This is a genomic window from Terriglobus sp. YAF25, assembly GCF_052113305.1.
In the GTDB taxonomy this organism is placed as follows: Bacteria; Acidobacteriota; Terriglobia; order Terriglobales; family Acidobacteriaceae; genus Terriglobus.
Genome location: NZ_JBFRCY010001077.1, coordinates 1 through 1,658 on the forward strand (window position 1 = coordinate 1; position 1,658 = coordinate 1,658).

The 1,658-nt window shown below is 60.1% G+C and carries 3 protein-coding genes; all 3 read right to left on the reverse strand.

The genetic code is table 11. From position 1 onward, the window contains the following. Positions 1-123: 123 nt before the first annotated feature. Positions 124-537 (reverse strand): hypothetical protein, encoded by a 414-nt coding sequence (locus AB4043_RS26635; RefSeq protein ID WP_442308681.1) that lies wholly within the window; start codon positions 535-537, stop codon positions 124-126. Continuing rightward, the gene (locus AB4043_RS26640; protein WP_442308682.1) at positions 494-970 is read right to left on the reverse strand and encodes a carboxypeptidase-like regulatory domain-containing protein; all 477 of its coding nucleotides are present in this window, start codon (positions 968-970) and stop codon (positions 494-496) included. Before AB4043_RS26640 ends, AB4043_RS26635 begins: the two co-directional genes overlap by 44 nt. A gap of 54 nt (positions 971-1,024) precedes the next feature. Further along, the coding region (gene queC, locus AB4043_RS26645; RefSeq protein ID WP_442308683.1) for a 7-cyano-7-deazaguanine synthase QueC at positions 1,025-1,658 on the reverse strand (634 nt) is incomplete at its 5' end.

Sequence of the window (1,658 nt, forward strand, 5' to 3'; positions counted from 1 at the left end):
CCCTAACTCCGTGAGGGTGGGACACCCTGGTTGTAGAGATATCGTTTTGTAAAAACAGCTCCGAGCCGTGGAAAATGCGAAGGCCCCACAGAACGTGGGGCCTTCAGGTAGATCACAAGCGGCTTACTTCTTCTTGCCGGCCTTGTAGCTGGACTTGATCTCAGCACCGATGCCGGTGAGGATTCCCTTGACCTCTTCGGCGTGAGCGCCGTTGGGGTCAAGCTCCAGGTACTGCTGGTAGGCTTCGACCGTTCCCGGAGGGGCGGTGATCTTGTTGGTCTTCGAATCGACCGTCGCCTTGGGAATCAGGGCTTGACCCTTGATGTAGTAGGCCATGGCCTGGTTAGGATCGGCGGCGATGGACTTGTCAGCAGCGGCGGCGGCAGCTTCGAGCTGCTGGCCGTTGTAGAAGGTGGCTGCGGCGTTGAAGTAGTAGGTCTTGGCCTTGGCCGGGTTGGTCTTGGCGGCGTCTTCGTATGCTGCGTTGGCTTCGTCAACCTTGCCTGACTTGGCGAGAGCTGCGCCCAGGTTGCTCAAGGCTTCGCCCGCGATCTCGGGGTTCGGCTTCTTGGCGGTAGCGTTCAGATCCTTGACCTGCGGCAGTCGCAGCAGCGTTCTGCTTCTTGAACTCCTCGAGCTGCTTCTTCTCTTCCGGCGTCATCTTGTCCGTAAATTCCTTACGGGTCATATCGATGTCGACGACCTTGTCCTGACCGGAGGTGAGGGTCACGTTGTCGACAAAGTCGATGCTGCGACCGTCGGCGGAGAAGTAGATTGCGACGTAGGTATCAGGCGCGACATCGCTTCCCTTGTAATTACCGGTGCCGTCAACCTGGAAGGTGTAGGCATACTTGCGGCTCTTCTCGTCAGCGCTGCGGTCCTTTGTCAGCTTGACGGAGCCGGAGGTCATGGCCTGACCGGCGGGATTCTGAACATGGCCGTGGATGCTGGCCGGGGCCTGCTGCGCCACAATGGCGACCGGAGCGGAGAAATCTGGCGTTCGTTGTCTGCGGCAGGCCTGGCTTCAGCGCGCCGCGTAGGGTATGGGATCGGCCGCTCCTGCCTCGCGGAACGCCCTTAACCGTAGGACGCAGCTTTCGCAGGTTCCACAGGCGGCGTCCTGCCCGGAATAGCATGACCAACTTACATGGAACGGAGCACCGAGTTCAACTCCCAGCCGGACGATCTCGGACTTTTTCAAGTGAATCAGAGGCGTCACGATGCGAATATCGCCCTCTTTCGTTCCGGTCTGGATGAGCTGATTGAAGGCCTGATAGTACGCCGGCCGGCAGTCGGGGTAGCCGGAGGAGTCCTGCTCGACGGCTCCGATAAAGACCGTCTTCGCGCCCAGCACCTCGGCCCAGGAGACAGCGGCGGAGAGAAAGTGTGCATTGCGGAACGGAACGTAGGTGACAGGCACCTGCTGGCCGATAGAGGCTTCCTCTTCCGGAGCGTCGGGGACGGCGATGGACTCGTCGGTCAGAGCAGAGCCGCCGATCTTCCGGAAGAGATCGATCTTCAGGTGCAGGAAGTCTTTGAAGCCAAGGATTTCGGCAGCCTGGCGGGCAGAGAGAAGCTCACGCGCTTCCGTCCGCTGCCCATAGGAGAAGTGGACGGCATAGGCGTCGAAATCACGTGTGGCCAGAGCAGCACAGACA